This window comes from Thermohalobaculum xanthum (genome assembly GCF_016623495.1).
In the GTDB taxonomy this organism is placed as follows: domain Bacteria; phylum Pseudomonadota; class Alphaproteobacteria; order Rhodobacterales; family Rhodobacteraceae; genus Thermohalobaculum; species Thermohalobaculum xanthum.
In genome coordinates this window covers 1-1,587 of sequence record NZ_JAEHHL010000026.1, presented here as the reverse complement: position 1 = coordinate 1,587, position 1,587 = coordinate 1, and the positions used below count along the sequence as shown (strand labels likewise).

Genomic DNA, 1,587 nt, shown 5'->3' with positions numbered 1-1,587 from the left:
CGAACCGACAAGCGTCGTCGACGCAGACACCGTCGAGCCGTCGACAAGGTTCAGGGCGCCCTCGCCGCCGTTCTGCGGCTGCGGCGTCTCGGTGCCGGCGTCGAAGGCCGCGCCGATCAGCAGCAGTTTGCCGGCATCGAGCCGCGAGGCCGCACCGGTCACGGTCGCCGTGCCGTTCCCCGCCGGATCCGATCCGATCTCGGTGACGCCGTCGGGCGCGATATTCTGGACCAGCCCGCCGTCGCTGATGGCGAGCGTTCCCTCGCCCGCGCCGCCGACGATCAGGAGGCCGCCGAAGCCGGCGGCCCCGCTGCTGTCGATGGTCAGGGTCGAGCCCGCGCCGTTGACCAGGACGTCGCCGTCTCCACCGGACACGCCGCCGATGATGACCTTGGCTGCGCTGCCCTCGCCGCTGTAGCCCTGCGCGTCGACCAACACGTCGGCGCCGCTGAGGATTCTGAGCCGACTCTCGTCGCTCGTCGTTGGCCCGCCGAGCCCGTCGCCCGTGGCGACGCCAAGATAGGCGCCGTCGCCCAGGACGCTCAGCATGGCATCGGTCTGCACGATCACGACGGCCGAGCCACCCGCGCCGATCCGAACGCTGGCGCCGCCGTCGAAGTCGTCACCCGCCGCGCCGCTCTGGATCACGCTGACCGAGGTGCCGTTGTCACGGATGTTCGCGTAGCCGTACGAGCCTTCGTCGAGGCCGAAAGTCAGGGTCGGGTGGTCGGTCTGGCCGTCGGCGTTCTCGATCGCGAGGCTCCCGCCCAAATACATGTTGAGAAAGCCGTAGCCGCTGTCGCTGCCGAAGGTCGCGCGCCCGCCGAGCCCGCTGTTCGCGGGATTGCCGAAGAAGCCCGAATCGTTGCCGACCGTCACGAGGCCGCCGGTGTCGATCCCGAGGCCGCCGTCGCCGTTGCGTCCGACGTCGAGATCGAGTGTCCCGGCCTCGGCGTTGTCGAAGACCGAGAGATAGCCGGTGCCGTCGTCATGGCCGATGTTGATGGCGGGCGAGGTGCCATTGGTCTCCAGGCTCGCGCCCGCCCCGTAGACCCCGGCGATGCCGTAGGTTGTCGCGCCCACCCCGATGTTGAGATTGCTGTATCCGCCGACGACCGTGCTTCCGTTCCAGAACGCGGTGTTGGTCGAGATCAGGCTGGCGGTCGGCCCCACCAGCAGGATGCCGTAACCGTAGTTGCTGTCGACCGCGACATTGATCTCGCCCGTTGATCCCGCCACGCCCAGGTTGCGGACGTTGACCGTCGTCGGCCCGTAGAAGCCCACGAGGCCGACCGAGCCGTAGACCGCCGTGTTCGAGGCGATCTCGACCTTCTGGGTCGAGTAGCTGCCGGAATTGATGATGACGATGCCGTAGCCCAAGGCCGAGGTGCCGGCGGTGATTGCCGCAGGTGTAATCGTGCCATCGTAAAACGTGTACTGCATGCCAAGCTCCCACAACCAGAAGGCTATATTTCACGAGCATGTTCCGCTGAATGATCCAGCGATGTCAACTGATCGGGGTTTTGTTCGGGCGCGACGAAAAAGGCCCCGGCGAGTTCCGCCGGGGCCGTTGTTGCCGGTATTGTG

Annotated in this window: 1 protein-coding gene; it reads right to left on the bottom strand. The window is 67.4% G+C overall.

Annotated features, from left to right (window positions below):
• Nucleotides 1-1,443 (bottom strand): beta strand repeat-containing protein (locus tag H0I76_RS19270; protein ID WP_200613818.1); only part of this gene is annotated, 1,443 nt, incomplete at its 3' end.
• Between the last annotated feature and the right edge of the window lie 144 nt (nucleotides 1,444-1,587).